The following is a 25,635-nucleotide window of genomic DNA, read 5'->3' as shown; positions in this document are numbered from 1 at the left end:
TCGACGCCGGCCTCGAGCATCGCCTCGAGGACCCCCTCCCGGTCGCTGGCCGGGCCCAGGGTGGCGACGATCTTGGTGCGACGGATGGGGGTGTGGGGCGGAACGGGGAGGGGTCGGGTCATGGGGTCCTCGGCAATACCAGGATGGCACGGAAATCGTTGACGTTGGTGCACGTCGGCCCGGTGACGATCAGGTCATCGAGGGCCGCAAAGAAAGTATACGCATCATTGCGTGACAGATAATCGACGGGGTCAAGGCCCCGGGCCAGGGCACGCGTCCAGTCCTCGGGCGAGAACAGTGCCCCGGCATTGTCCTCGGAGCCATCGATGCCGTCGGTATCGATGGCCAGGGCATGGATACCCTCGGCACCGCGCAGGGTCTCGAACAGCCCCAGCAGGTACTCGACATTGCGACCGCCCCGGCCGTCGCCCCGCACGGTGACGCTGGTCTCGCCCCCGGAGAGGATCAACAGGGGCTTCTCGAGTCCGTGCTGGGCGGAGAGCGCGAGGCGTCCCTGGGCGCGTCCCAGTTCCCGGGCCTCGCCTTCCAGGTCGTCGCCGAGCAGGCGCACCTCGATACCCGCGGCCTCGGCGGCGATACGGGCCGCCTCGAGGGCATCCCGGGCCCGGGCAAGGATCACGCTCGCGTCGCGGGCGAAGGCCGGCTCCCCGGGATGCGGGGCCGGGGCATCGGCCGCCAGGTGACGGCGCACCCCCGCGGGCACCGCGATGCCGTGGCGCTCGAGGATCGCCAGGGCCTCGGCAGGCGTCGTGGCGTCCGGCAGGGTCGGCCCCGAGGCCACCAGCGAGGCCTCGTCGCCGGGCACGTCGGAGATCAGCCAGGTCAGCACCCGGGCCGGGTGGGCCGCCGCGGCCAGGCGGCCGCCCTTGATGGCGGAGAGGTGGCGGCGCACGGCATTGATCTCGCGGATCGGCGCGCCGCAGCGCAGCAGGGCCTGGTTGATCGCCTGCTTCTCGGCCGGGGTGATGCCCGGCGCCGGCAGGCTCATCAGCGCCGAGCCGCCGCCGGAGATCAGCGCGATGACCAGGTCGTCCTCGCCCAGGTCGGCCACCGCCTCGAGCATGCGCCGGGCCGCCCGCTCGCTCAGGTCATCGGGCATGGGATGGGAGGCCTCGAGGACCTCGACCCGGCGACAGTCGCCAACCTGCCCTTGCGGGCCTTGGTCTTGTACACCATAGCCTTGTAAACCATGGCCATGACGGGTCACCACCAGGCCCTCGAGGGGCGCCTGGGGCTGGCGGGCCTGCCAGGCGCGCTCCAGTGCCGCGGCCATGGCGGCGGCGGCCTTGCCGGCCCCCACCACCACGGTGCGGCCTCGCGGCGGCGCGGGCAGCACGGCGGGCAGCAGGGCATCGGGATGAACGGCCGCCACCGCATGCTCGGACAGCTGCCGGAGCCAGGCCCGCGGCGTCTCGACCGGGTCGCGGGCGACCAGCGGCGTCAGGGTATTCATGGGGTTCTCCTTCACGAAAAAGGCCCGGTGACGAGCGGGGTAGTTCAGGGGGAACCCGCCACCGGGCAAGGATCGCCGTCGGCGATCCGGCAGGCGACGACCCGACGCCTGCCGTCAGGGAGCAGTCACCTCCCTGTCGCCCGCCGGCTCGGGAGAGCCGGCGGGCAGAACTCGCTACCTGTCCAGGGGCGCGAGCCCTTCACTCCTGGCCCACCTCGTGGTCGGCCAGCGCCTCCAGGGCCCGCAGGATACCGGCATGGTCCCAGTCGGCGCCGCCATGGGCGGCACAGGCCTGGAACAACTGCTGGGCATTGGCGGTGCCGGGCAGTGCCAGGTTGAGGCTGCGAGCCCCGTCCAGCGCCAGGTTGAGGTCCTTCTGGTGCAGGCGGACCTTGAAGCCCGGGTCGAAGGAACGGCTGATCATCCGCTCGCCATGGACATCGAGGATCTTCGACTGGGCCAGGCCGCCGAGCAGCGACTCGCGCACCTTGGCCACGTCGGCCCCGGCCTTGGAGGCGAACAGCAGGCCCTCGGCCACCGCCTCGATGGTCAGCGCCACCACGATCTGGTTGGCCACCTTGCAGGTCTGGCCGGCGCCATGGCCGCCGATGTGGGTGATGGTCTTGCCCATCACCTCGAGGATCGGCCGGGCGCGCTCGAAGCCCTCCTGGGTGGCACCCACCATGATCGTCAGCGCCGCGTTGATGGCGCCCCCCTCGCCGCCGGAGACCGGGGCGTCGACGTACTCGCCGCCGGCCTCGTGGATGCAGCGGGCGAAGTTCTGGGTCGCCAGGGGGGCGATGGAGCTCATGTCGATCACCAGGGTGCCGGGCCTGAGGCCCTCGGTGACGCCGCCCTCGCCGAACAGCACCTCCTCGACGTCGGGGGTGTCCGGCACCATGGTGATGATCACCTCGGCCTCGGCGGCCACGGCCGCGGGAGTCTCCACCTCGCGCATGCCCTTGTCGGCGAGGGTGGCATCGAGGGTGCCACGCTTGACCGTCACCAGCTCATGGCCAGCGTCCAGCAGGTGGCCCGCCATGGGACGGCCCATGATGCCGAGGCCAATAAATCCGATCTTGCTCATGGTCTCTCTCCTGTTGTCATTGGGGTGTCGATAGGGTGTTTACCGGGTCGCGTCCAGCCAGCCCAGGCCTTCCCGGGTGCCCGCCCTCGGCTTGTACTCGGCGCCGATCCAGCCCGTATAGCCCAGGCTATCGAGGTGCGCGAAGAGGAAGGGATAGTGGATCTCGCCGGTGCCCGGCTCGTGGCGCCCCGGATTGTCGGCGATCTGCACATGGGCGATGCGGTCGAGGTGCCTCTCGATGGTCGGCGCCAGGTCCCCCTCCATGATCTGCATGTGGTAGATGTCGTACTGCAGCTTGAGGTTGTCGCTTCCCACCTCGTCGAAGATCGCCAGCGCCTGCTCAGTGTGGTTGAGGAAGAAGCCCGGGATGTCGCGGGTGTTGATCGGCTCGGCGATCAGCAGGATCCCGGCGGCCTCGAGCTTCTCGGCGGCGAAGCGCAGATTGTCGACCAGGGTGCGGTGGGCATCGGCCTCGCTGACGCCCTCGGGCTTGATGCCGGCCAGGCAGTTGACCTGGGTGTTGCCCAGCACGCGGGCATACTCGATCGCCTGGTCGACACCGGCGCGGAACTCCTCCACCCGATCCGGGTGGCAGGCGATGCCACGCTCGCCGGCCCCCCAGTCGCCGGCCGGCAGGTTGAACAGCACCTGGGTCAGGCCATGGTCATCGAGGCGCTGCCTGATCGCGGCGGCCTCGAACTCGTAGGGGAAGAGGTACTCCACGCCCCGGAAGCCGGCATCGGCGGCGGCCGCGAAGCGGTCGAGGAACGCCTCCTCGGTGAACAGCATGCTGAGATTGGCGGCAAACTTGGGCATATCGAACTCCTTGCGTCTTGCCTGCTGGATAGTGACTCGACGAACTGCGGTCAGACGGTGGCAGTGATGGCGCTGGGGGCATCGGCGACGACCTCGGCCAGTTCCTCGAACTCGTTGATGGCGTCGATCTCGGTGCCCATGGCGATGTTGGTCACCCGCTCGAGAATCACCTCGACCACCACCGGCACCCGGTTCTCGGCCATCAGCTCCCGGGCCTGGGCAAAGGCCGGGCCGATCTGCTCGGGCCGGGTCACGCGCAGTGCCTTGCAGCCCAGCCCTTCGGCCACGGCGAGGTGGTCGACGCCGTACTCGCCCAGCTCGGCGGCATTGACGTTCTCGAAGGAGAGCTGCACGCAGTAGTCCATGTCGAAGCCGCGCTGGGCCTGGCGGATCAGCCCCAGGTAGGCATTGTTCACCAGCACGTGGATGAAGGGCAGCTTGAACTGGGCGCCGACCGCCAGCTCCTCGACCATGAACTGGAAGTCATAGTCGCCGGAGAGCGCGACGATCTCGGCCTCAGGGTCGGCGCGCCGCACGCCCAGCGCCGCCGGGATGGTCCAGCCCAGGGGACCGGCCTGGCCGCAGTTGATCCAGTGGCGCGGCTTGTGAACATGCAGGAACTGGGCGCCGGCGATCTGTGACAGGCCGATGGTGCTGACGTAGCGGGTGTTCGGGCCGAAGGCCTTGTTCATCTCTTCGTAGACCCGCTGGGGCTTGACCGGCACGTTGTCGAAGTGGGTCTTGCGCAGCAGGGTGCGCTTGCGCTCCTGGCACTCCGCCGCCCAGGCCGTGCGGTTCTTCAAGCGGCCGGCGGCCTTCATCTCGCGGGCCACCTCGAGGAAGAGGTCGAGCGCCGCCCCGGCGTCGGAGACAATGCCGTAGTCGGGCCCGAACACCCGGCCGATCTGGGTCGGCTCGATGTCCACATGGACGAAGGTACGCCCGCGGGTATAGGTCTCCACCGAGCCGGTATGCCGGTTGGCCCAGCGGTTGCCGATGCCCATCACGAAGTCCGAGGCGAGCAGGGTCGCGTTGCCATAGCGGTGGGAGGTCTGCAGCCCCACCATGCCGGCCATCAGCTCGTGGTCATCGGGGATCGCCCCCCAGCCCATCAGGGTGGGGATCACCGGCACCCCGGTGAGCTCGGCGAACTCGACCAGCCGGTCCGAGGCATCGGCGTTGATGATGCCGCCGCCGGCCACGATAAGTGGGCGCTCGGCCGCCTGGAGCATGGCGATGGCCTTCTCGGCCTGGGCCCGGGTCGCGGCGGGCCTGTAGGCCGGCAGCGGCTCGTAGGTGTCCGGGTCGAACTCGATCTCGCTCATCTGCACGTCGATGGGCAGGTCGATCAGCACCGGCCCCGGGCGCGAGGAGCGCATCAGCTGGAAGGCGTGCTGGAAGGCGCGCGGCACCTGGGCCGGCTCGAGCACCGTGACGGCCCACTTGGTGACCGGCCCGGCGATCGCCTGGATGTCCACCGCCTGGAAGTCCTCCTTGTGCAGCCGGGCGCGGGGCGCCTGGCCGGTGATGCAGAGGATCGGGATGGAGTCGCCCGAGGCGGAGTAGAGCCCGGTGATCATGTCGGTGCCGGCGGGGCCGGAGGTGCCGATGCACACCCCGATGTTGCCGGCCCTGGTGCGGGTGTAGCCCTCGGCCATGTGCGAGGCCCCCTCGACATGGCGGGCCAGGACATGGTCGATGCCACCCAGCTTGCGCATCGCGGCATAGAAGGGGTTGATGGCGGCACCCGGTACCCCGAAGGCGACATCGATGCCTTCCTTGCGGAGCACGTGAACGGCGGCTTCAGCGGCTGTCATGCGGGTCATGACGCTTCCTCCTGTGAGGGGTTGTTATTTTTGAAAAATATTTCTGTATACAGAGACTAGGCATCCCGCCGCAGGCCGTCAATATTTTATGGAAAGTATTTTCATATTTTCCATTCAAAAGAAATACCCAAGCCCACTCAAGGACTTGGGTATCAAAAAAGCAGCACACCTCCCCGCCAGGGCGGTGTGTCAGAGGGTCACGCGAACCGCCACCGGATGCTCGTCGCAGTTGTTACCTTCGCCGCCGCGGTCGACCACCAGGAACTCCCCTTCCCGCTCGAGCACCGACTGGATGGCGTGCCAGGTGCCGGCATGGTAGTTGACCCCCTGGCGGCCGTCGGTGACGAAGGCGCGCACCTCGGCGGGATCGATCCGATCTCCCGGTGGTGCGACGACCACCACAAACCTTTCTTCATGGAGCGGCATGAAGGCCTGGCTGCCCAGCGGATGGCGCTCCAGGAAGTCCAGTTCCAGCGGCATCGCCACCGGCTGGCTGACGAAGATGCTGATCAGCGTCCGCGCCTCCTCCCCCAGCGTCTCGACCCTCGCCAGGTCGTGGTGGCGACGGGTCCTCCCGGCGTTGATGGGAAACCACTCCGACGCCCGGGCGTCGATGACATCGCCGAAGGGGGCGAAGGCGTCGGCGGTCAGCGGCTCGGCTTTCAGTTCCAGCATGTCAGTCTCCAATCCAGAACAGCCATCTATCGGGGCTTACCCGGGGACAGGCCTGTTCGGGGGCGCTGTGAACCCCTCCCTGGGCGCTACCGATGCCATCCCTGGCATAGGACCCCCTCCAGACCTGTCCCCGGCGCCCCTCTCGTGATTATCAGCGACCACCCAGGCGCAGCTTGGGGTGGCGATTGACGTCCTTGTAGAGCAGGTAGCGGAAGGGGCCCGGGCCGCCGGCATAGCAGGCCTGGGGGCAGAAGGCGCGCAACCACATGAAGTCGCCGGCCTCGACCTCCACCCAGTCCTGGTTGAGGTGGTAGACCGCCTTGCCCTCCAGCACATAGAGGCCGTGCTCCATGACGTGGGTCTCGTCGAAGGGAATCACCGCGCCGGGCTGGAAGGTGACGATGTTGACGTGCATGTCATGGCGCACGTCGGCCGGGTCGACGAAGCGCGTGGTCGCCCAGCGCCCCTCGGTGTCCGGCATCTCGTTGGGCGCGATATCGTTCTCGTTGACCACGAAGGCCTCGGGTACCTCGATGCCCGCGACCCGCTCGAAGGCCTTGCGCACCCAGTGGAAACGCACCGGGGCATCGGATGCGTTCCTGACCTGCCAGTCACTGCCCGGCGGGATGAAGGCGTAGCCACCGGGGACCATGCGGTGGCGCTCGCCGGCCAGGGTCAGGATCATCTCGCCCTCTACCACGAAGAGCACGCCCTCGGCCTCGGGATCGAGTTCGGGACGCTCGCTGCCGCCCCCGGGGGCGACCTCCATGATGTACTGGGAGAAGGTCTCGGCGAAGCCGGAGAGCGGGCGCGCCAGCACCCAAAGTCGGGTCTTTTCCCAGAACGGCAGGTTGCTGGTGACGATGTCGCCGAAGACGCCCTTGGGGATCACCGCATAGGCCTCGGTGAAGACCGCGCGGTCGGAGAGCAGCTGGGTCTGGGGCGGGTGGCCGCCGGCGGGGGCGTAGTAGGTACGTGGTTTCATGGGGTGTCCTGAAAGACTCGGGGCCGAAGCCCAGGTTTGTACGAGTGACCCGCAAAGGTCAGGGCGAGAGGCGCCGGGGACAGGCTGAAGAGGGGGTCCTATGCCATGGATGGCATCGGTAGCGCCCAGGGAAGGGTTCACAGCGCCCCCTCGATGGTCCGGCACCCCGGAGCCTGTCGCCGGATCAGCCTCGAGCGTTACGGCTGTTCAAGGGGTCAGCTACCTGGCGCCGGGTGTTGCTCCGCCCAGTGGCGGGCGATATCCACGCGGCGCGCCACCCACACCCGGTCGTGGGCCTCGATATGGTCGAGGAAGCGCTGCAGGGCGCGGAAGCGCCCGGGACGGCCCAGCAGGCGGCAGTGCATGCCGATGGAGAGCATCTTCGGCGACTCCTCGCCCTCCGCGTAGAGCACGTCGAAGGCGTCGCGCAGGTAGGTGAAGAAGTGGTCGGCGGTATTGAAGCCCTGGGGGGCGGCGAAGCGCATGTCGTTGCTGTCCAGGGTGTAGGGCACGATCAAGTGGTCGTGCTCGACGCCCTGGCTGTCCGCCTCGCGGGTCCAGAACGGCAGGTCGTCGCCGTAGTAGTCGCTGTCGTAGAGGAAGCCGCCCTCGTCGAGCACCAGCCGGCGGGTGTTGGGGCTGTCGCGACCGGTATACCAGCCCAGCGGCTTCTCGCCATAGAGGCGCTGGAAGATCGCCATCGCCTTCTTCAGGTGCTCACGCTCGACGTCTTCCGGCACTTCCTGGTAATGGATCCAGCGATAGCCATGGCAGGCGACCTCGTGGCCCAGCTCCTTGAAGGCATGGGCCACCTCCGGGTGGCGCTCCAGGGCCATGGCCACGCCGAACACGGTGAGCGGCAGACCGCGGCGCTCGAACTCGCGCAGGATGCGCCACACCCCGGCCCGGGATCCGTACTCGTAGATCGACTCCATGCTCAGGTGGCGATCGGGGAAGGCGGGGGCACCGATGATCTCGGAGAGGAACTGCTCGGACCCCTCGTCGCCATGCAGCACGCAGTTCTCGCCACCTTCCTCGTAGTTGAGCACGAACTGCACGGCGATCCTCGCCCCGCCCGGCCAGTTGGCGTGTGGTGGGGTGCGGCCGTAGCCGATCAGGTCTCGGGGATAGTCGGATGAGCGGAGGTGTGTCATGGCGAAGCGTCCTGGTTGTTCTGGCACCCTTCTCCGACAAGAGCCGGAGCAAGGCGCATATCGTGTATACAATGCAAAGATAGAGTGTACCCATGTCATCCGCAACCCCTCGCCGATGGCCGGAACGATGATCCGCACGAGCCAGGCGCCGACTCTCGCATCTTGTATACTTAAACCTCTTATAAATGCCTTCACACGCACACCAGCCGTGATCAGATACCGCGCCTGGATACCGGCGACATGTGAGGTCCTCACATATATCAACCATTAACTACATGATTTTTAAGACTTAAATTTTCGATCGCGGCGCTACCCATCCGGACTTGCGGCCTGGGCTCGCGCAGGCTATTTTGTGTACAAAGACAAACCATCTTGTTCACGAAACAGCCCAGGAGAACCCACGCCATGCACATCCGCGTCATCAACCCCAATACCAGCGCCGAGATGACGGCGACGATCGGCGAGGCGGCGAGCCGCATCGCCTCACCCGGTACCCGCGTCTCCGCACGCCATCCCGACCATGGGCCAGTCTCCATCGAGAGCCACTTCGACGAGGCCGTCAGTGCGGTGGGCGTGCTCGAGGAGGTGCTGGCCGGGGAGCGCGAGGGCGCCGATGCCTACGTGATCGCCTGTTTCGGCGACCCCGGCCTGCTGGCCGCCCGCGAGCTGACCCGGGCGCCGGTGATCGGTATCGCCGAAGCCGCCTTCCACATGGCCACCCTGGTCAGCACCCGCTTCTCCATCGTCACCACCCTGGGGCGCACCGGCATCATCGCCGAGCACCTGCTCGACCAGTACGGCTTCACCCACCACTGCCGGCGGGTGCGCGCCGCGGAGATCCCGGTGCTCGACCTGGAGGAGAACGGCGATGCCGCCCTGGTGAGGATCATCGACGAGTGCCGGCGGGCCCGCGACGAGGACAATATCGGCGCCATCGTGCTGGGCTGCGGCGGCATGGCCGATCTCACCGACACCATCAGCCGCGAGGTCGGCCTGCCGGTGGTCGAGGGGGTGACCGCCGCCGTCAAGCTGGCCGAGGCCCTGGTCGGCCTGGGGCTTGGCACCAGCAAGCATGGCGACCTGGCCTTCCCCCGGCCCAAGCCCTTCACGGGGCGCTTCGAAGGCTTCTCCCAGCTGACGCCGGAGCGCTGACCGGCACGCTTCGTGCATCGATAACCGTAACGAACAACCACAACGCATCGCGCCACAGGCGCACGCCACGCCGCAAGCCTTCCACGGCAGCGTCCTGCCGGAAGACAACCACAAGCACAGAAACGACTTGCGAGGACATCACCATGAGTCATCCCACTCCCGACAGCACGGCCGCGGGGATCGCCGCCTCCCCCGTCGCCGACCACGGCACCAAGGCCCCCGGCGAGGAGTCGCTGGCCCCGCAGCGAACCCGGATCATGGGGCGCGGCTCCTACTTCCTGGCCTGGTTCGGCGGCTGCGTCTCCATCGGCACCTTCACCATGGGCTCCAGCGTGGTGGGCACGCTGAACCTGATCCAGGCGACCCTGGCGATCGCCATCGGCTGCTTCGTCATCGGCATCGCCCTGGCCGTCAATGGCGCCGCCGGCTACAAGTACGGCATCCCCTTCATGGTGCAGGCGCGCAGCGCCTTCGGCTTCACCGGGACGCGGCTGCCGGGCCTGGTCCGCGCCGTGCCGGCGGTGGTGTGGTACGGCTTCCAGAGCTGGATCGGCGCGGGCGCGCTGAACATGGTCTCGGCCACGCTGTTCGGCTTCGACAACCTGGTGTTCTTCTTCATCGCCTTCCAGTTCCTGCAGATCGGCCTGTCGGTGATGGGCTTCCAGGGCATCAAGTGGCTGGAGAACATCGGCAGCGCCTTCATCCTCGCCTCGCTGGTCTACATGTTCTACAGCACCGTGGTGCGCTACGGCGACGTGCTCTCCGCCAACCTGCTGACCATGGAAGGCTCCTGGGGCCTGCCCTTCTGGGGTGCGACCATGCTCTTCCTGGGCATCTACAGCACCATGATGCTCAACGTCGGCGACTATGCCCGCGAGCACAAGACCGGCACCGGCCAGGGCCTGCTGACCACCATCTACGCCATGTCGATCCTGCCCTGCACCCTGTTCATGGGCCTGATCGGCTTCATGGTCTCCGAGGCCACCGGCGTCGCCGACCCCATCCAGGTGTTCGCCAATGCCGTGGACAACACCCCGCTGCTGATGACCACCCTGCTGTTCATCGCCTTCGCCCAGGTCACCACCAACGTACTCAACAACGTGGTACCGCCGACCTATGTGCTGATGGACATCTTCAAGATGAAGTTTCGCACCGCCACGGTGCTGGTCGGCCTGCTGGCCTTCGCCACCTTCCCCTGGAAGCTGGTGCAGCCCGACTCCGCCGCCGGCCTGCAGCTCTTCGTGCAGACCTACTCCGCCTTCCTCGGCCCGATCTTCGCCGTCCTGGTGGTCGACTACTACCTGATCCGTCGCCGCACCCTGGACCTGGGCAAGCTGTACGACGAGAACGGCCCCTACCGGGGCGTGAACATGGCCGCCCTGATCGCCACCGCCGTGGGCATCGTCGCCGCCCTCACCTTCTCCCCCATCTCCTGGTACGCCAGCCTGATCCCGGCCGGCCTCACCTACTTCCTGCTGATGAAGCACTGGGCCCCCTGCCAGCGCTTCTGCCAGTAAGCAGGGCACGGCGGCTCGACCACATCCGGTCGAGCCGCCCGGGCAACAATGACAATGGTGACCGCGATGAAAGAGAGCGAACTGGACATCCAGACGATCGACCCGACGCTGCACAACGAGGACCTGGCGCCGCTCAAGCCCAGCGAGCGGAGCTGGGGCGCCTTCGAGATCTTCAACGTCTGGTCCAACGACATCCAGAGCCTGTTCGGCTACACCCTGGCGGCCTCGCTGTTCCTGACCTACGGGCTGAACGGCTGGGCGGTGATGGCCGCCATCATCCTTGCCGGCGTGATCGTGATGTACCTGGTCAACCTGACCGGCAAGCTCAGCGTGAAGTACGGCATTCCCTTCCCGGTGATGGTGCGCGCCAGCATGGGGGTGCGCGGTGCCAACCTGCCGGCGATGCTGCGGGCCATCATCGGCATCTTCTGGTACGGCGTGCAGACCTACTTCGCCTCCACTGCCGTTGCCCTGCTGATCACCGCCTTCGTCGGAACCGGCGACGGCAGCACCTTCCTGGGCCTCTCCGCCGTGGCCTGGATCTCCTTCGTGATCGTCTGGCTGTTCCAGATCGCGATCTTCTGGCAAGGCATCGAGCGCATCAAGCACTTCCTCAACTGGGCCGGCCCGCTGGTCTATGTGGTGATGGTGGTGCTGATGATCGTGGTGTGGTTCCAGGCCGGCAGCGACCTGCTGCCCGCGGTGAGCACCATCTTCAGCGCCGATACCGAACGCTCCGGCAGCGCCGTAGGCGCCTTCCTCGCCATCGTCGGCACCATGGTTGCCTACTTCGCCGCGGTAGTGATCAACTTCGGCGACTTCACGCGCTTCGTGAAGACCGAGCGCCAGATGAAGCTTGGCAACCTGCTCGGGCTGCCGCTCAACGTCGCCTTCTTCTCGTTCATTGCCCTGATCATCACCGCCGGCACCCTGGTGTTGTTCGGTGACGCCCTGACCAACCCGGCGGACATCGTCGAGCGGGTCGATTCCCTGCCGCTGACCATCGTCGCGGCGCTGACCTTCTTCGCCGCCACCGTGGGCATCAACCTGGTGGCCAACTTCATCCCCCCGGCCTACGACCTGGCCAACCTCTTCCCGAGCAGGATCAGCTTCAAGGTGGGAGGCCTGATCACCGCCGTGCTGGCCTTCTTTGTCGGCGCCCTCTGGGTCTCGCTGATCAGCCAGATCGGCGTGCCCGGGTTCGTCAATGCCCTGGGCGCGGTCGTCGCCCCCTTCTATGGGATCATCGTGGTGGACTACTACCTGGTGAAGCGCCAGCACCTGGACATGCAGGAGCTGTTCTCCTCGGCACCGGGCGGCGCCTACTACTACGTCAAGGGCTGGAACCGGCGCGCACTGCTGGCCTTCGGCGGCGCCGCCCTCTTCTCGATTTCCACCGTGCTGGTGCCGGCGCTCTCCGGCCTCGACGGCTACGGCTGGATGATGGGGGCCGCCCTGGGCGGGCTCTTCTACTACGGCCTGATGCTGAGCCAACGGCCGGTCGCCCTCACCAGCGGCACCTGAGACGTGCCCGTCCCTCACGACGCGCCCCGGGCCTTGGTCCGGGGCGCGTCCTTTGCACTCTTCCGTTCGACGTTGGATGCCTGTCCCGGCAACCTGCCCCCTTGCAAAATGTCTGACATTACTTACTATAAGGTCAGATATTCCATTGGAACCGATGATGCTCGACGACCTTGTCTTACCCGCCGATGGTGGCGCCCCGGCGCTGGCGGCGGTCCTGGCTCGCGCCATCCTCTCGGGGCAGCCGCCGGCCGGGAGCGCCTTCCCGCGGGAGAAGGACCTCTGCGAACGCTTCTCCGTGAGTCGCAACCGGGTGCGCAACGCCCTGGCCAGCCTGGTCGCCACCGGGCTGGTTGAGCGCACTGCGGGGCGCGGCAGCCGGGTACGCGAGGTCACCGACTGGCACCTGCTCGATCCCCTGATGAGCGACTGGCTGGCCGGGCTGGCCGATCCCGACCCGCGGCTGGTCCGCGAGATCCATGCCTTCCGCCTCTCCGCGGAGCCTCAGGTGGCCGAGCTGGCCGCCCTGTCGGCGGATGGCCGTGACCTGGCGCGCCTGGAGAATGCCTTCGCGGGCATGCGCGATACCGCCGGCACCGGCCTGCACCAGCAGCACGCCGAGCACGACGTGGCCTTTCATGACGGCATCTACCAGGCCACCCACAACCTGGTGTGGCGCCAGATGGGCCACCTGCTGCGCCCCTCCATCATCGCGCTGATCCAACACTCCCAGCACCAGGCAGACTCCCTGGAGGACAGCCTCGAGCGCCATCGCCGGGTGATGGAGGCGATCCGCCTGCGTCAGCCGGAGACCGCTCGCCGGGCGGCCCGGGCGGTGCTCGAGCGCACGGCGACGGACCTGGGACTGCTCCCCGACTCCCCTCTCCCTACCGAAGGACACCCCGCATGAAGATCACCCGACTCAAGACCTGGCAGGTACCGCCGCGCTGGCTGTTCCTCAAGATCGAGACCGACGAGGGCTGCTACGGCTGGGGCGAGCCGGTCATCGAGGGCCGCGCCGCCACCGTCGAGGCGGCCGTCCATGAGCTCGCCGACTACCTGGTCGGCCAGGACCCGCACCGCATCGAGCACCTGTGGAATACCCTCTATCGCGCCGGCTTCTATCGCGGCGGGCCGATCCTGATGAGCGCCATCGCCGGCATCGACCAGGCGCTGTGGGACCTCAAGGGACGCGACCTGGGCGTGCCGGTGCACCAGCTGCTGGGCGGCGCGGTGCGCGACCGCATGCGCATGTACGCCTGGACCGGCGGCGACCGCCCCGATGACGTGGGCGCCGGCGCCCGAGCGCTGGTCGAGCAGGGCTTCACCGCCTTCAAGATGAACGGCACCCCGGAGCTGCAGATCGTCGACAGCCACCGCAAGGTCGACGAAGCGGTGGCCCGGGTGGCCGAGGCCCGCGACGCCGTGGGGCCGGACGTGGGCATCGGCATCGACTTCCACGGCCGGGTGCACCGTCCCATGGCCAAGGCGCTGCTGCGCGAGCTGGAGCCCTTCCACCCGATGTTCGTCGAGGAGCCGGTGGCCCCCGAGCACCTGCCCTGCCTCAAGCAGATCGCTGGCGGCCTGGGCTATCCGCTGGCCACCGGCGAGCGGCTGCACACCCGCTTCGAGTTCCGCGACCTGCTCGCCGACGGCATGATCGATATCGTCCAGCCCGACCTCTCCCATTGCGGCGGCATCAGCGAGGGGCTGAAGATCGCCGCCCTGGCCTCGGCCCATGACGTGGCGCTCGCCCCGCACTGCCCGCTCGGCCCGCTGACGCTTGCCACCTCGCTGCAGCTGGATGCGGTATGCCACAACGCCTTCATCCAGGAGCAGAGCATGGGCATCCACTACAACCGCGACAACGACGTGCTCGACTACCTGGTCGACAAGTCGGCACTGGCCATCGAGGAGGGCTTCTGCGCCATCCCCCAGGGACCGGGACTCGGCGTGGAGATCGACGAGGCCTTCGTCGAGGAACGCGCGCAGGTCGGCCACCGCTGGCGCAACCCGGTGTGGACGCATACAGACGGTTCAATCGCCGAATGGTGAGGCGAGAAGTTTGAAGCGTGAGGAGTGAGGAGACACCTATGGGTTTTGACATGAACGATATGCAGTTCAAGGATCTGGACGGCACCAGCGTCTTTATCACCGGCGGCGGCTCGGGCATCGGCGCGGCGCTGACCGAGGGCTTCCTGGCCCAGGGCGCAAGGGTGGCCTTCGTCGGCCTCACTGACGCCAGCGAGTTCTGCGACGCCATGGAGGCGAAGTACGCCAACCGGCCGCTGTTCATCGAGTGCGATATCCGCGACGTGGCGGCGCTCAAGGCCGCCGTCGCCCGGGCCCGCGAGGCCCATGGCCCGATCGGCGTGCTGGTCAACAACGCCGCACGGGACACCCGCCACTCGCTGGCGGAGTGGAGCGTCGAGGAGTGGGACGATTCCATCGCCACCAACCTGCGCCCGCAGTTCTTCACCGCGCAAGAGGTCGCGCCGGACATGCGCGCACTGGGCGGCGGCGCCATCATCAACCTGTCGTCCAACAGCGTTCACCTGGGCCTGTCCGGCTACCCGACCTATGTCACCGCCAAGGCCGGCATCCTGGGCCTGACCCGGGCGCTGGCCCGGGAGCTCGGCGGCGATGCCATCCGCGTCAACTGCCTGATCCCCGGCTGGGTAATGACCGAACGCCAGAAGGCACTGTGGGTCAACGACGCCGACCTCCAGGAGTGCCTGGCGCAGCAGTGCCTCAAGGAGGCGATTCCGGTGGAGGACATGATCGGTCCCTGCCTGTTCCTGGCCTCCAAGGCCTCGCGGATGATGACCGGCCAGGAGCTGATCATCGACGGGGGCCGGGCATGAGCCAGGCCACGGGGATCGCCGAGCGCCTGGCCTGGGTCGCCGTGGACTGGGGGTCGAGCAACCTGCGCGCCTGGGCCCTGGCGGACGACGGGCAGGTGCTGGCCCGCGCCGGCGCCGAGCGCGGCATGCTCTCGCTTGCGCCCGATGACTACGAGGCCACCCTGCTGGCCACGATCGGCGACTGGCTGCCCGCCGACGGCCGCGTGCCGGTGCGGGTCTGCGGCATGGCGGGTGCCCGCCAGGGCTGGCGGGAGGCCGCCTACCTGCCGGTGCCGACACGGCTGGACGACCTGGCCTGGGGCGTGGTCAGGCCCGCCGTCGAGGACCCGCGCCTGGACGTCGCGCTGCTGCCGGGACTCTGCCAGTACCCCGATGACGCCGGCCGCCGCTTCGATGTGATGCGCGGTGAGGAGACCCAGCTCGCCGGCCTGGCCGCTCGCGAAGGCGAGGTCTCCGGGCACGTCTGCCTGCCCGGCACCCATGCCAAGTGGGCGCGGCTGGAGGCCGGCGCGGTCACGCGCTTCGCCACCTTCCTCACCGGCGAGCTCTATGGCCTGCTGGCCGGGCAGTCGGTGCTCCGGCACTCCCTGCATCACGGGCCAGGCGAGGACGACCTGGCCGAGCCCGGCTGCCGCGAAGCCTTCGAGGCGGCGGTGCAGGAGGTGGCGACCGCCCCCGAGGCCTTCTCCACCCGGCTGTTCGGCCTGCGCGCCCAGGACCTGCTGGACGGCGGCCTGCCGACGGGCCAGGCTCGCGGCGCGCGGCTGGCGGCCCGCCTCTCGGGCTTGGTGATCGGCCTGGAGCTGGCCGGCGCCCGGGCGATGCTGACCGAGGGCGAGCGCGTCACCCTGATCGGCGCCGAGACGCTCTGCCACCGCTATGCCCTGGCCCTGGAGGTGCTGGGCATCGACTTCCGCCGCCTTGACGGCGAGGCCGCGGTGCTGGCCGGCCTCGGGCTGGCCCACGCCACCCTGCCCCATGACGCCAACACCCCTGACACGCGACCGGAGCCCTGATCCATGTCCCTTCCCCTGATCGGCATCCTGCGCGGCATCTCTCCCCACGAGGCCGTCGAGGTCGGCGAGGCACTTCTCGCCGCCGGCATCGAGCGCATCGAGGTGCCACTCAACTCCCCCGACCCGCTGGAGAGCATCCGCCGGCTCGCCGACGCCCTGGGTGACCGGGCCCTGATCGGCGCCGGCACCGTGCTGACCCCGGGCCAGGTGCGCGACGTCTTCGCTGCCGGCGGACGCCTGGTCGTCTCCCCCAACTGCCGCACGGCGGTGATCGAGGAGAGCCGCCACCTGGTCATGGAATCCTGGCCCGGCGTGGTGACCCCGTCCGAGGCCTTCGACGCCCTGGACGCCGGTGCCACCGGGCTGAAGCTGTTCCCGGCGGTACAGGTCGGCATCGAGGGCATGCGGGCCATGCGCGCCGTGCTGCCACCGGGCACCCGGCTCTACGCGGTGGGGGGCATCGGGGTGGGCAACTTCGCCGACTGGCGGGCCGGCGGCATCGACGGCGCCGGCCTGGGCAGCGCGCTCTACACCCCCGGTCTCACTGCCGGCGAGGTGGCCGAACGGGCCAGGTCGCTGGTCGCCGCCTGGCGCGCGGCCGACGGGGACGCCTTATGAGCGGCATGACAGCCGAAGTGGCGGTCGCCTGCGGCTGCGAACTGGGCGAGGGCCCCCAGTGGCACGCCGCCAGTCAGCGCCTGTACTGGTGCGATATCCTCGGCCGCCGGCTGCACTGGCTGGCGCCGGCCTCCGGCGCCACGGGGCATCATGAGCTCGACCGGATGGTCTCGCTGGCCGCCCCGCTCGAGGACGGCGGCCTGCTGCTGGTGGGCGAGGATCGTCTCGTTCGCTTCGATCCGCAGGGCGGTCACGCCCGGAAACTTTGCGACTTCGAGGCCGACAACTCGCTTACACGCAGCAACGACGCCCGGGTCGACCGCCACGGCAGCCTCTGGCTCTCCAGCATGGGCAAGGGCGCCGAGCCCGGTGCCGGCAGCCTCTACCGCCTCCATCGCGGCGAGCTCACCCGACTGCGCACGGGCCTGACCATTCCCAACGCGATCTGCTTCTCCCCCGGGGGCGAGGCCGCCTGGTTCACCGATACCCCGAGCGGGATGGTGATGCGCTGGGCGCTGGACCGCGAGGGCTGGCCCGAGGGCGAACCGGTTCCCTGGGCCGACTTCTCGGCCGCCCCCGGCAATCCCGACGGCGCCGTGGTCGACGCCGAGGGGCACCTGTGGCTCGCCCTGTGGGGCGCCGGCCGGGTGGTACGCCTGGACCCGATGGGCCGCGAGGTGGACGCCATCGCGCTGCCGACTTCGCAGCCCTCCTGCCCGGCCTTCGGCGGGGAGCGCCTCGAGCGGCTCTACATCACCACCGCGCGGGAGGGCATGGACCCGGCCCGGCGCCGGGAGGAGCCCGACGCCGGGCACCTCCTGGTCGCCGATCCCGGGGTGGCGGGCCTCGCCGAGCCGACGCTGCGGCTGGCCTGAGGCGGCCTCAGTCGGAGAAGATCCGGTGGAGGTCCGGCGCCTCCGCCGCCTCCTCGACGATGGAGAGGGAGGCCTCGATCGCCTTGAGGTGGCGGCCCATGAAGGCCTGGGCGCGCTCCCCGTTGCCGGCCTCCAGGTGGCCGATCAGGTCGTCGTGGTCGTGGGACTCGCAGCCCAGGTGGCCGGGGTTGCCGTAGACGGCGAGGATCAGCGAGGAGCGCGAGCAGAGCCGCTCGACGAAGTCGGCCAGGGTGGCATTGCCGGAGATGCGCGCCAGGCGGGCATGGAAGTCCGCCGACAGCCGGATCGCCGTGCTCTGCTCGCCGGACTTCAGGGCCTGGCGCTCGCGCCGGGCCATGTCGCGAAGCTCGCGCAGGTCCTCCTCGGTGATGCGCCGGGCGACCTCCGGCATCAGGCCGCACTCGACCATCTGCCGGGCATCGAACACGTCCTTGGCCTCGTCGGCCGTGGGCCGGGTCACGCTGGCGCCGCGGCGCGGCGTCAGCGTCACCAGCTGCTCCAGGGCCAGGCGCTGGAGGATCTTGCGGATGCCGGTTCGGCTGATGCCGAAGACCTCGGCCAGGGCGTCCTCGCGCAGGCGCGCCCCGGGCCGCAGGCGGTGTTCGATGATGGCGTCGCTGATCGAGCGGTGGATCTCCTCGTGGCGCTCGGCACCGTCCCCATTCTTGCCCGGTCGGCCCGCGCCGCCGCGTTCGGCAACCGTCTGGCGCTGGTTCATCGAGTCCCCTCCTCCCCTGGTCATCTCCGGCATGCGCGATCATTGTATACATATCGCCGGCCTGCCGGCGACCAGCCGGTTCACTCCTCCCAGGCGGCGATGACCGCACGCTCCTCGTCGGTCATCCCGGTCATGTTACCCAGCGGCATGTAGCCGCTCGCCACCACTTCCTTGACCTTCGACCGCTGGGCCCTGAGCTGCTCAGGCGTGTCATAGGCCATGCCGGCCGGCGGCGCGGTGAAGCCCGGCTGGCTCGGCTCGCGGGAATGACAGGCCACGCAGCGCGACTCGACGATCGCGTGCACCTCATCGAGGTCGGGCGCTACCGCGGCCGTGGCATTGGCCTGGCCGCCGCCGGCGGGTGCCGCGATCCAGAACGCCACCAGGAGCAGGGCCACCCCGGCCGCCGGATAGGCCGGGCGCTTCTGGCCGGCATGCATCAGCACGAAGTACTGACGGATCAGCGCGCCGGCGAAGATGAACAGCGACATGATCACCCAGGCCAGCTCATGGGAGTAGGCAAAGGAGTAGTGGTTGCTGATCATCAGCAGCACCACAGGCAGGGTGAAGTAGGTGTTGTGCACCGAGCGCTGCTTGCCGCGCTTGCCGTCCAGGGGATTCGGCGTCTCGCCGGCCTTCATCGCCTTCACCATGCGGCGCTGGCCGGGGATGATCCAGAAGAAGACGTTGGCCGACATGGCGGTGGCCATCACCGCACCGGTGAGCAGGAAGGCGGCACGCCCCGAGAAGATCTGGCTGCTCAGATAGGCCACCACCACCATCATCACCGCCACGGCGATGCTCAGCAGGCCGTCGCGCTGCATGTCGGGGCTGATGCGCTTGCACAGCTCGTTGTAGACCACCCAGCCGGCCAGCAGGAAGGCCAGCGCCACCCCATTGGCCTGCCAGCCGCTCATGTTCGCCGCCCAGTCCCAGTCGCTGCCCGGGTTCACCAGGTAGAAGCTCGGGTTGACCATGTAGAGGATCACGAACAGGCAGAAGCCGGTGAGCCAGGTGGTATAGGCTTTCCAGAACGACCAGTGCAGGTCCTCGGGCAGCTTGTCGGGGGCGCTGGCGTACTTCTGGTTGTGGTAGAAGCCGCCGCCATGCACCGCCCACATCTCGCCGAAGACGCCCTTCTCCCGATCCTCGGCGGCCTTGGGTTTGCGCAGGCTGTTGTCCAGCATCACGAAGTAGATCGACTCGCCGATCCAGGCGACGGCCGCGATGACGTGCAGCCAGCGCAGCATGAAGTTGGTGAAATCCAGCAGGTAGGCTTGCATGGGGGGCCTCGTCAAGCGTCTTGTTATGGGCGTATCGGGAGGGGGCGCCCCTCAGCTTCCGCGGTAGGTGGAGTAGCCATAGGGCGAGAGCAGCAGCGGCACATGGTAGTGCTGGCCGGCATCGGCCACGCCGAAGCGCAGCGGGATCACGTCGAGGAAGCGCGGTTCATCGGCCTCGACGCCCTGGGCGCGCAGGTAGTCGCCGGCATGGAAGAGCAGCTCGTACTCGCCGGTGGCGAAGTCGTCGCCCTCCAGGAGGGGGGCATCGCAGCGCCCGTCATCATTGGTGACGACCGCCTTGAGCCGAGTGCGGGTCTCGCCCTCGAGGCGGAAGACCTCGATGCGAATGCCCTGGCCGGGGCGGCCCTGGGCGGTGTCCAGCACATGTGTGGTCAGGTATCCCATGGGGTTCTCCTTTGCGTGTCGGGTGGGTCGCTGCCTGGCGCCGCCCTGGGCGGGCAGGCCTCATCAGATCCTTAGTGAAGACAGTTTTAGCCTTTATTGGGGTACATTTCAAAATTTTTTTGTATACACTTTATGGCAGGAGCCTCGAGATCCCTCGACCGCCCCGCCACGGCCTGGCCGCCACCGTGCGCCACCAGGCCGCCACACCAAGCAGAGGAGCCCCAGGATGACCGACAAGATCCTCACCCCGCCCCCCAGCCAGCTGGACCAGCAGGCCTTCGTGGCCCACTACGGGGATATCTACGAACACTCCCCCTGGGTCGCCGAGCTCGCCTGGCAGCGCGGCCTCTCGCCCGCCGAGGACACGCCAGAGGGGCTGGCCGAGGTGATGGGGAGCGTGCTGCGCGAGGCGAGCCCCGAACGCCAGCTCGAGGTGATCCGTGCCCACCCGGACCTCGCCGGCAAGGCGGCGGTGGCCGGCGAGCTGACCGACGACTCCACCCGCGAGCAGGCCGGCGCCGGCCTCGACCAGTGCACGCCGGAGGAGCTGGCCCGCTTCGAGCGCCTCAACGCCGCCTACAAGGAAAAGTTCGGCTTTCCCTTCGTGATGGCCGTCAAGGGCAGCGACCGCCATGCCATCCTCGCCGCCTTCGAGGCGCGCCTGCCCAACGACCCGGCCGAGGAGCGCCGCACCGCCATCGAGCAGATCAACCGCATCGCCCGCTTCCGCCTGGACGCCCGTCTCGGCTGAGAGCGGCTCGCCCGACACGAGGGAGCCGACATCTCCCGGCGGCCCCGAAACGGGGCCGTCTGCGACGCTCCCTGACGCAAGCGAGCAGCCGAGATATCGGCTGCTCGCTTGCAGGCTTGCCGGGCGGGGCTTTCCCCACCCGGCAGGGCACATGGGGCGGCGCCCGGGTCAGCCGCCCCGCGCGACCCCCGCGGCACGGCCGGCCCCGGCGCCTTGCCGCTCGTCAGCCTCCACCTTCCCGGCATGCGGGCCAGCCTCGCCCTGGCCGGCGGCCTCGGCATCCGCCCTGGCGATCGCCTCGCGCTCCCGGGCCTCGTCGGCCAGCGAGGTGCGGGGCAGCACGATATTGAGCACGAAGGCGGTGATGGCGGCCACCACGATGGGCGCCCCGCCGATCAGGTTCTTGAGCATCGCCGGGAACTGCTCGATCGCCGCCGGCACCTGGGCGATGCCCAGGCTCAGCGCCAGCGCCAGCCCCACGATCGTCATGTTGCGGGCCGATAGCTCATCCTTGATGAGCAGCTGGATGCCGGTCATGGTGATCATCCCGAAGACGATGATGGTGGCCCCGCCCAGCACCGGGTAGGGAATGGTGGTCATGATGGCGCCGAACTTGGGGCTCAGGCCGGCCAGGATCATGAACAGGCCGGCGATGGCCAGCACGTAGCGGCTGATCACCTTGGTCATCGCCACGATGCCGACGTTCTGGCTGAAGGTGGAAGTCGGCAGGGCCCCGAAGAAGGCACTCGCGGCCGTGGTCAGGCCGTTGCCCAGCAGCCCGCCGGTCAGCTCCTTCGTCCTCAGTTCCCGGTTCATGCCGCCCACGGTGGTGGCGGAGAGGTCGCCGATGGTCTGCACGGAGTTGATCACGCAGATCACCACCATGGAGACGATGGCCGCGGCATGGAACTCCATCTCGAAGGGCATCACCTCCGGCACCGCGACCCACTTCGCCTCGACCACGGAGTCGAAGCTGACCATGCCCAGGGCCAGCGAGAGCAGGTAGCCCACCAGGATGCCGACCATGATGGCCGACAGCTTGACCACCCCCCTGCCGAACTGGGAGGCGACCAGTACCGTGAGCAGCGTGACCAGGGCGACGGCCCAGTTGATGGGCGCCCCGAATCCGGGCGCCTCGACGTTGCCGCTGCCGGCCATGTAGCGGATGGCGATGTCGTAGAGCGACAGGCCGATCACCAGTACCACGGTCCCCGCCACCACCGGCGGGAAGAGGTGTCGGATGTACTGGATGAAGTAGCCCACCACCATCATGGTGATGCCGCCGACCAGCTGGGCGCCGATGATGCCCTCGATGCCGAACTGCCCGCCCACGGCGATCAGCGTCGGCACATAGGCGAAGCCCACCCCGAAGATGGCAGGCAGGCGCGCGCCGAACTTCCAGATCCCGTAGAGGTGGAAGAGCGTGCAGACCCCGGAGGCCAGCACGGCGATCTGGATCAGCAGCAGCTTCTCGGCGGGTGTGGCGCCCACCACGCCGGCGATGATGATGGGCGGCGTGATGACGCCGGCCACCATGGCGAGGACATGCTGGAGGGAGATCGGCAAGGCCTTGGCCAGCGGTGGCTTGCCGTGGAAATCGAAGATCGAGGTGTTGTTGGGGCTTGTCTGCATGGGTAAGACCACTGCTGTTATTATCGCCATCGTTTGTATACAAGAGACCCTGGCACACTGTCGCACACTTTGGAATGCGCTTACTCACAAAGTCGTACGCCGTCATGGTCGGGCCTGGCCCGCGGCTCCCGCCCGCCGTCAGTCGGACGGGGCCCCGTGATCGCCGCTCGTGCTAGAGGTGCCACTCCAGCTGGACCATCAGGGCATCGGTGTCCACACCCGGCTTGCCGTGGTTGCCGAACTTGTTGCGCCAATACTCGTAGCCGGCGCCGACCCAGAGGGTGTTCTCGCCACCCCCGGCCAGCCGCCCCACGTCCAGCATCAGGCTGGAGCGCATCAGCTGCTCGGCCTCGGTAGCCGCCCCGAAATAGTCGTCGCCCTTCTCGCCGTTGAGGTTGAAGAAGCCCTGGAACTTCATCGGCAGCGCGCCCGCCTCGAACGGCAGCCCCCAGGCCAGGTTGAGCTGGTAATAGGGGTCGAAGGCGAGGCTGTTACGGTTGCCGGGCGGGCCACAGGCGTCGAGGCCACAGTGGTTCCACTCACGGCTGTAGAAGAGGCTCAGGTCGACGAAGCCGCGCGGCACGTCGAACTTGAGGGTCGGCCCCACCAGCAGCTGGCGCTTGCGTGGGGCGAAGGCCGTGTTCTTGGTATTGAGGTCGATGCCGGCCGTCAGGGCCATGTCCCTGACCGGGCCGAAGGCGATCGGCGATGCGAGGAGCTTGCCGGCGTGGAGCTGGTGACGGTAGACCAGGTAGGCCTCGGTGGCGCCGCTGCTGCCGCTGGCCGGGTCGGCACTATCCGACTGCAGAAGGTCGAGGTTGAGGAAGTTCTGGCCCAGTGAATAGCCGCTGGCATGGGTGACCTGCAGGACGTGCTTTGCCACCCGATCGGGATTGCCGGGCTCGTGGAACTGGGTGCCGTAGCGATAGCCGATGGCGGTATCGCTCCAGTCGGCCGCCTGGGCCGCCCCGGTCGCGAGGGTGGCCAGCAGCGCCATGCCGGCGGCGGCCTGGCGGAAGGGACGATCGAGCATGGGAAGCATCTCCGGTTGTTGGTGTTGTCGCGAGACGGTCCTGCCGGGCCGGCGTGGCCGGCGATGCCTGGTCGACACTCGGCCCGGCTTCATGTCTTACACTACACAAACATTTTGTATACCGGAAATATTTTCCATTAAATACATCAGGGATCGGGCAAGGCCGACATCCGCGCCGGACGAGCGTTTCGCACCGCGTACGGGGCGGCCTACACTGGAGACACGCCTTCCCTACGAGGAGCACCGTCATGTTCCGTGATCGACTCGATGCCGCCGAGCGCCTCGCGCGACGCCTCTCCCACCTGAGGGGGCACGATCCGCTGATCCTGGCCATCCCGCGGGGTGCTGTGCCCATGGGACGGCTGATCGCCGACGCCCTGGAGGGCGACCTGGACGTGGTGCTGGTGCGCAAGCTGGGGGCGCCGGGGAATCCCGAATATGCCATCGGCGCGGTCAGCGAGGATGGCAGCGTGGCGCTGGAGGAGGCGGCGCGGCACTACCGCGAGGAGGCGGTGACCCGCGAGACGGAGCGGCAGCGCGCCCTGCTCGAGGAGCGCCGCCGCCGCTACACGCCGGTGCGCGCCCCCATCGACCCGAAGGGGCGCATCGTGGTGGTGGTGGATGACGGCAGCGCCACCGGCGCCACCATGGCCGCGGCGCTGAGCACCCTGAGATCACGGGGTCCGCAGAAGCTGATCGCCGCCATGGGGGCGGCGCCGCCGGATACGGTGGCACGGCTCGAGGCGCTGGCCGACGAGGTGGTCTGCCTGGAGACGCCCTGGAACTTCAGGGCCGTGGGGCAGTTCTTCGCCGACTTCGGGCAGGTGGAGGACGAGGAGGTCATCGCGCTGCTGGGCAGCGAGCACGGCTGAGGCGGGCAGCGGGCCCGCAAAAAAGAACACGGGCGCCACCCGAGGGTGACGGCCCGTGAAAGCCGGCCGGGGCCGGCGCTTGCCATGCTCGATGGCCAGGGAGCTTACTTGGCTGCCGTGGTGGCCGCCTTGATGCCGTCCTCGGCGAGCTTCTGGCTCTTCTGGACGTACTCCTGGCTCAGGCTCATGATCTTCTCGGCGTCGCCGCGCAGGCGCTCGCCCACGTCCTGGCTGGCCTTCTGCTGGGACACCACGACAGACTTCAGGCTGTCGGCGTCACGCACGTCCAGCCAGCCGCGGGCCTGGGCCAGGCCCATGTCGGTCAGGGCGCGCACCGCGTCGAACTGGGCGGCGACCAGCTTCTCGGTGTAGTCGAGGTTGAGGGCGCCGAAGCTGCGTGCGGGTGCCACGAACATGGACTCGAACTGTTCGGTGGCCTGCTGGGTGGTTGCCTTGCTCATGAAACACCTCCATCTGTGGTGGGACTCCGGGGGCCTGTCACCCCGTGTTGCAATGCAACATAGCAGGCCTTTTTGTGCAGTGCAACATGCAGCGGGAATTGCAGGCCTTCCGCCGCGCCGTCGGCCATGAACCATGACGCCCGGCCGGGGCCGGGCGTCGTGGGGAGGGGCGAGAGCATGGCGTTCAGTGCTCGCCGAACAGGTGGCGGCGGGCCTCCTCGTCCATCTCCACCCCGCTGCTCGGGTTGACCCGCTCGACCAGCGCATAGGCCCGCTGCACCGCGGGGCGTGCCTCGATGGCCCGCATCCAGCGCACTACCTCGGGAAACGCCTCGATGTCCTGGCCCTGCCTCTCCCAGGATCTCACCCAGGGGTAGGTCGCCATGTCGGCAATGGAGTAGGCGTCGCCCCCCAGGTAGTCGTGGTCCTGCAGGCGTCGGTCCAGCACGCCGTAGAGACGGGCGGTCTCCCGGACATAGCGTTCGACGGCGTAGTCAATGGTCTGCGGCGCATAGTGGCGGAAATGATGGGCCTGACCGGCCATGGGCCCCAGCCCGCCCATCTGCCAGTAGAGCCACTGCAGTACCACATAGCGCTCGCGCCCGGCAGCGGGCAGGAAGCGGCCGGTCTTGTCGGCCAGGTACTCGAGGATCGCCCCCGACTCGAACAGCCCCAGGGGCTGGCCGCCGTCCGCCGGCGCCCGGTCGACGATGGCCGGGATGCGGTTGTTGGGGGCGATCTCGAGGAACGCCTCGGCAAACTGCTCGCCACGGCCGATATTGACCGGCTTGACGACATACTCGAGTCCCGCCTCCTCCAGGAAGATCGAGACCTTGTGCCCGTTGGGCGTCGTCCAGTAGTAGAGGTCGATCAAGGTTC

The 25,635-nt window shown here is 68.4% G+C and carries 26 protein-coding genes; 11 read left to right on the top strand and 15 right to left on the bottom strand.

From position 1 onward, the window contains the following. The 8 genes from DFP85_RS19090 to puuE form a co-directional block, all read right to left on the bottom strand. A partial coding sequence (locus DFP85_RS19090) for a pyruvate kinase (RefSeq protein WP_243737260.1) occupies positions 1–122 on the bottom strand: 122 nt, incomplete at its 3' end. Continuing rightward, positions 119–1,474 (bottom strand): glycerate kinase type-2 family protein, encoded by a 1,356-nt coding sequence (locus DFP85_RS09930; RefSeq protein WP_133636124.1) that lies wholly within the window; start codon positions 1,472–1,474, stop codon positions 119–121. The genes DFP85_RS09930 and DFP85_RS19090, both read right to left, overlap by 4 nt. Positions 1,475–1,673: 199 nt before the next feature. Next, positions 1,674–2,561, bottom strand: coding sequence for a 2-hydroxy-3-oxopropionate reductase (locus DFP85_RS09925; protein ID WP_133636123.1), 888 nt, complete (start codon positions 2,559–2,561; stop codon positions 1,674–1,676). A 39-nt stretch (positions 2,562–2,600) separates the two neighbouring features. Further along, entirely contained in the window at positions 2,601–3,377 is a 777-nt protein-coding gene (gene hyi / locus DFP85_RS09920; protein ID WP_133636122.1) for a hydroxypyruvate isomerase, read from the bottom strand. A gap of 50 nt (positions 3,378–3,427) precedes the next feature. Continuing rightward, entirely contained in the window at positions 3,428–5,203 is a 1,776-nt protein-coding gene (gcl, locus tag DFP85_RS09915; RefSeq protein ID WP_133636121.1) for a glyoxylate carboligase, read from the bottom strand. A 189-nt stretch (positions 5,204–5,392) separates the two neighbouring features. Beyond that, the gene (locus DFP85_RS09910; RefSeq protein WP_133636120.1) at positions 5,393–5,878 is read right to left on the bottom strand and encodes an ureidoglycolate lyase; all 486 of its coding nucleotides are present in this window, start codon (positions 5,876–5,878) and stop codon (positions 5,393–5,395) included. A 151-nt stretch (positions 5,879–6,029) separates the two neighbouring features. Then, positions 6,030–6,863 carry a bifunctional allantoicase/(S)-ureidoglycine aminohydrolase gene (locus DFP85_RS09905; RefSeq protein ID WP_133636119.1) on the bottom strand — a complete coding sequence of 278 codons (834 nt, stop codon included), beginning with the start codon at positions 6,861–6,863 and terminating at the stop codon, positions 6,030–6,032. Between the two features lie 215 nt (positions 6,864–7,078). Then, entirely contained in the window at positions 7,079–8,017 is a 939-nt protein-coding gene (gene puuE, locus DFP85_RS09900) for an allantoinase PuuE (RefSeq protein WP_133636118.1), read from the bottom strand. A gap of 405 nt (positions 8,018–8,422) precedes the next feature. Here puuE and DFP85_RS09895 point away from each other — a divergent pair, with 405 nt between their 5' ends. From DFP85_RS09895 to DFP85_RS09855, 9 genes are all read left to right on the top strand, one after another. Then, positions 8,423–9,169, top strand: a complete 747-nt coding sequence (locus DFP85_RS09895; protein WP_133636117.1) for an aspartate/glutamate racemase family protein — start codon at positions 8,423–8,425, stop codon at positions 9,167–9,169. A gap of 143 nt (positions 9,170–9,312) precedes the next feature. After that, complete coding sequence (locus tag DFP85_RS09890) at positions 9,313–10,686, top strand: NCS1 family transporter (protein ID WP_133636116.1); 1,374 nt, start codon at positions 9,313–9,315, stop codon at positions 10,684–10,686. Positions 10,687–10,752: 66 nt separating this feature from the next. Continuing rightward, the gene (locus tag DFP85_RS09885) at positions 10,753–12,210 is read left to right on the top strand and encodes an NCS1 family nucleobase:cation symporter-1 (protein ID WP_133636115.1); all 1,458 of its coding nucleotides are present in this window, start codon (positions 10,753–10,755) and stop codon (positions 12,208–12,210) included. 157 nt (positions 12,211–12,367) lie between these two features. Further along, positions 12,368–13,117 carry a FadR/GntR family transcriptional regulator gene (locus tag DFP85_RS09880; protein WP_341776971.1) on the top strand — a complete coding sequence of 250 codons (750 nt, stop codon included), beginning with the start codon at positions 12,368–12,370 and terminating at the stop codon, positions 13,115–13,117. Then, positions 13,114–14,262: a galactonate dehydratase gene (dgoD, locus tag DFP85_RS09875; protein ID WP_133636113.1), complete on the top strand. Its 1,149-nt coding sequence runs from the start codon at positions 13,114–13,116 to the stop codon at positions 14,260–14,262. Before DFP85_RS09880 ends, dgoD begins: the two co-directional genes overlap by 4 nt. A 50-nt stretch (positions 14,263–14,312) precedes the next feature. After that, entirely contained in the window at positions 14,313–15,071 is a 759-nt protein-coding gene (locus DFP85_RS09870) for an SDR family NAD(P)-dependent oxidoreductase (RefSeq protein WP_133636112.1), read from the top strand. Then, complete coding sequence (locus DFP85_RS09865) at positions 15,068–16,087, top strand: 2-dehydro-3-deoxygalactonokinase (protein WP_133636111.1); 1,020 nt, start codon at positions 15,068–15,070, stop codon at positions 16,085–16,087. Before DFP85_RS09870 ends, DFP85_RS09865 begins: the two co-directional genes overlap by 4 nt. 3 nt (positions 16,088–16,090) lie before the next feature. Beyond that, on the top strand, positions 16,091–16,705 hold the full coding sequence (locus tag DFP85_RS09860) for a 2-dehydro-3-deoxy-6-phosphogalactonate aldolase (protein WP_133636110.1): 615 nt from the start codon (positions 16,091–16,093) through the stop codon (positions 16,703–16,705). Further along, complete coding sequence (locus DFP85_RS09855) at positions 16,702–17,580, top strand: SMP-30/gluconolactonase/LRE family protein (protein WP_133636109.1); 879 nt, start codon at positions 16,702–16,704, stop codon at positions 17,578–17,580. The genes DFP85_RS09860 and DFP85_RS09855 overlap by 4 nt, the downstream gene beginning before the upstream one ends. A gap of 7 nt (positions 17,581–17,587) precedes the next feature. Here the strand turns inward: DFP85_RS09855 and DFP85_RS09850 are convergent, their stop codons facing one another. The 3 genes from DFP85_RS09850 to uraH form a co-directional block, all read right to left on the bottom strand. After that, positions 17,588–18,319 (bottom strand): GntR family transcriptional regulator, encoded by a 732-nt coding sequence (locus DFP85_RS09850; RefSeq protein ID WP_133636108.1) that lies wholly within the window; start codon positions 18,317–18,319, stop codon positions 17,588–17,590. An 80-nt stretch (positions 18,320–18,399) separates the two neighbouring features. After that, complete coding sequence (locus DFP85_RS09845) at positions 18,400–19,602, bottom strand: urate hydroxylase PuuD (protein WP_133636107.1); 1,203 nt, start codon at positions 19,600–19,602, stop codon at positions 18,400–18,402. A gap of 51 nt (positions 19,603–19,653) precedes the next feature. After that, positions 19,654–20,007 (bottom strand): hydroxyisourate hydrolase, encoded by a 354-nt coding sequence (gene uraH / locus DFP85_RS09840; RefSeq protein ID WP_133636106.1) that lies wholly within the window; start codon positions 20,005–20,007, stop codon positions 19,654–19,656. 226 nt (positions 20,008–20,233) lie between these two features. On the opposite strand from uraH, the gene uraD reads away from it, so the two are divergent. Further along, positions 20,234–20,758 carry a 2-oxo-4-hydroxy-4-carboxy-5-ureidoimidazoline decarboxylase gene (gene uraD, locus DFP85_RS09835; protein WP_133636105.1) on the top strand — a complete coding sequence of 175 codons (525 nt, stop codon included), beginning with the start codon at positions 20,234–20,236 and terminating at the stop codon, positions 20,756–20,758. Positions 20,759–20,926: 168 nt separating this feature from the next. Here uraD and DFP85_RS09830 read toward each other — a convergent pair whose 3' ends face one another. Together DFP85_RS09830 and DFP85_RS09825 are read right to left on the bottom strand one after the other, a co-directional pair. Further along, entirely contained in the window at positions 20,927–22,390 is a 1,464-nt protein-coding gene (locus tag DFP85_RS09830) for a uracil-xanthine permease family protein (protein WP_133636104.1), read from the bottom strand. Positions 22,391–22,562: 172 nt separating this feature from the next. After that, positions 22,563–23,423, bottom strand: a complete 861-nt coding sequence (locus DFP85_RS09825; RefSeq protein ID WP_243737259.1) for a hypothetical protein — start codon at positions 23,421–23,423, stop codon at positions 22,563–22,565. 248 nt (positions 23,424–23,671) lie between these two features. Between DFP85_RS09825 and DFP85_RS09820 the strand changes: the two genes are divergently transcribed. Continuing rightward, positions 23,672–24,295 (top strand): phosphoribosyltransferase, encoded by a 624-nt coding sequence (locus DFP85_RS09820; RefSeq protein WP_133636103.1) that lies wholly within the window; start codon positions 23,672–23,674, stop codon positions 24,293–24,295. 104 nt (positions 24,296–24,399) lie between these two features. On the opposite strand, the gene DFP85_RS09815 is transcribed toward DFP85_RS09820, so the two are convergent. Both DFP85_RS09815 and DFP85_RS09810 read right to left on the bottom strand, forming a co-directional pair. Then, positions 24,400–24,756, bottom strand: coding sequence for a phasin family protein (locus DFP85_RS09815; RefSeq protein WP_133636102.1), 357 nt, complete (start codon positions 24,754–24,756; stop codon positions 24,400–24,402). A 184-nt stretch (positions 24,757–24,940) separates the two neighbouring features. After that, on the bottom strand, positions 24,941–25,630 hold the full coding sequence (locus DFP85_RS09810) for a glutathione binding-like protein (protein ID WP_133636101.1): 690 nt from the start codon (positions 25,628–25,630) through the stop codon (positions 24,941–24,943). Positions 25,631–25,635: the final 5 nt, after the last annotated feature.

Origin of the sequence: Halomonas ventosae (assembly GCF_004363555.1) — a bacterium.
Classification (GTDB): Bacteria; Pseudomonadota; Gammaproteobacteria; order Pseudomonadales; family Halomonadaceae; genus Halomonas; species Halomonas ventosae.
This window is presented reverse-complemented; position numbering and strand designations above follow the sequence as displayed.

What these genes read in the sequence shown, in the direction of transcription:
- DFP85_RS09930 (WP_133636124.1), bottom strand. Translation starts at nt 1,474, where the DNA reads ATGAATACCCTGACGCCGCTGGTCGCCCGCGACCCGGTCGAGACGCCG.
- DFP85_RS09925 (WP_133636123.1), bottom strand. Translation starts at nt 2,561, where the DNA reads ATGAGCAAGATCGGATTTATTGGCCTCGGCATCATGGGCCGTCCCATG.
- hyi (WP_133636122.1), bottom strand. Translation starts at nt 3,377, where the DNA reads ATGCCCAAGTTTGCCGCCAATCTCAGCATGCTGTTCACCGAGGAGGCG.
- gcl (WP_133636121.1), bottom strand. Translation starts at nt 5,203, where the DNA reads ATGACCCGCATGACAGCCGCTGAAGCCGCCGTTCACGTGCTCCGCAAG.
- DFP85_RS09910 (WP_133636120.1), bottom strand. Translation starts at nt 5,878, where the DNA reads ATGCTGGAACTGAAAGCCGAGCCGCTGACCGCCGACGCCTTCGCCCCC.
- DFP85_RS09905 (WP_133636119.1), bottom strand. Translation starts at nt 6,863, where the DNA reads ATGAAACCACGTACCTACTACGCCCCCGCCGGCGGCCACCCGCCCCAG.
- puuE (WP_133636118.1), bottom strand. Translation starts at nt 8,017, where the DNA reads ATGACACACCTCCGCTCATCCGACTATCCCCGAGACCTGATCGGCTAC.
- DFP85_RS09895 (WP_133636117.1), top strand. Translation starts at nt 8,423, where the DNA reads ATGCACATCCGCGTCATCAACCCCAATACCAGCGCCGAGATGACGGCG.
- DFP85_RS09890 (WP_133636116.1), top strand. Translation starts at nt 9,313, where the DNA reads ATGAGTCATCCCACTCCCGACAGCACGGCCGCGGGGATCGCCGCCTCC.
- DFP85_RS09885 (WP_133636115.1), top strand. Translation starts at nt 10,753, where the DNA reads ATGAAAGAGAGCGAACTGGACATCCAGACGATCGACCCGACGCTGCAC.
- DFP85_RS09880 (WP_341776971.1), top strand. Translation starts at nt 12,368, where the DNA reads ATGCTCGACGACCTTGTCTTACCCGCCGATGGTGGCGCCCCGGCGCTG.
- dgoD (WP_133636113.1), top strand. Translation starts at nt 13,114, where the DNA reads ATGAAGATCACCCGACTCAAGACCTGGCAGGTACCGCCGCGCTGGCTG.
- DFP85_RS09870 (WP_133636112.1), top strand. Translation starts at nt 14,313, where the DNA reads ATGAACGATATGCAGTTCAAGGATCTGGACGGCACCAGCGTCTTTATC.
- DFP85_RS09865 (WP_133636111.1), top strand. Translation starts at nt 15,068, where the DNA reads ATGAGCCAGGCCACGGGGATCGCCGAGCGCCTGGCCTGGGTCGCCGTG.
- DFP85_RS09860 (WP_133636110.1), top strand. Translation starts at nt 16,091, where the DNA reads ATGTCCCTTCCCCTGATCGGCATCCTGCGCGGCATCTCTCCCCACGAG.
- DFP85_RS09855 (WP_133636109.1), top strand. Translation starts at nt 16,702, where the DNA reads ATGAGCGGCATGACAGCCGAAGTGGCGGTCGCCTGCGGCTGCGAACTG.
- DFP85_RS09850 (WP_133636108.1), bottom strand. Translation starts at nt 18,319, where the DNA reads ATGAACCAGCGCCAGACGGTTGCCGAACGCGGCGGCGCGGGCCGACCG.
- DFP85_RS09845 (WP_133636107.1), bottom strand. Translation starts at nt 19,602, where the DNA reads ATGCAAGCCTACCTGCTGGATTTCACCAACTTCATGCTGCGCTGGCTG.
- uraH (WP_133636106.1), bottom strand. Translation starts at nt 20,007, where the DNA reads ATGGGATACCTGACCACACATGTGCTGGACACCGCCCAGGGCCGCCCC.
- uraD (WP_133636105.1), top strand. Translation starts at nt 20,234, where the DNA reads ATGACCGACAAGATCCTCACCCCGCCCCCCAGCCAGCTGGACCAGCAG.
- DFP85_RS09830 (WP_133636104.1), bottom strand. Translation starts at nt 22,390, where the DNA reads ATGCAGACAAGCCCCAACAACACCTCGATCTTCGATTTCCACGGCAAG.
- DFP85_RS09825 (WP_243737259.1), bottom strand. Translation starts at nt 23,423, where the DNA reads ATGCTCGATCGTCCCTTCCGCCAGGCCGCCGCCGGCATGGCGCTGCTG.
- DFP85_RS09820 (WP_133636103.1), top strand. Translation starts at nt 23,672, where the DNA reads ATGTTCCGTGATCGACTCGATGCCGCCGAGCGCCTCGCGCGACGCCTC.
- DFP85_RS09815 (WP_133636102.1), bottom strand. Translation starts at nt 24,756, where the DNA reads ATGAGCAAGGCAACCACCCAGCAGGCCACCGAACAGTTCGAGTCCATG.